This is a genomic window from Pantoea sp. SIMBA_079 (genome assembly GCF_046940275.1).
GTDB lineage: Bacteria > Pseudomonadota > Gammaproteobacteria > Enterobacterales > Enterobacteriaceae > Pantoea > Pantoea borealis.
This window is the reverse complement of the sequence record NZ_JAWRYR010000848.1, coordinates 1-240: the sequence shown is the minus strand read 5'-3', so window position 1 is coordinate 240 and position 240 is coordinate 1. Positions and strand designations below refer to the sequence as shown.

Genomic DNA, 240 nt, shown 5'->3' with positions numbered 1-240 from the left:
GCCAGCAGCGCGAAGCCGTCCATGTTCGGCATCAGCATGTCGAGCAGCATCAGGTCCGGCTGCAGCGTCGCCAGGATCGACAGGGCCTCGGCGCCATCGCTGGCGGTCGCGACCTCGTAGCCGTGCCGGCTCAGCAACGAGCTGACCACCCGCAGGTTGGCGGGCTGGTCGTCGACGACAAGAATGCGTCCGCTGGCGTTGATCGAAGTCGGCATGTCTCTGGCTGCGTTGCCCCATGGC

Annotated in this window: 1 protein-coding gene; it reads right to left on the bottom strand. The window is 67.1% G+C overall.

Translation table 11 applies throughout. The features are described from left to right. The coding region (locus SB719_RS22330) for a response regulator (protein ID WP_412160059.1) at positions 1-215 on the bottom strand (215 nt) is incomplete at its 3' end. Positions 216-240 lie beyond the last annotated feature (25 nt).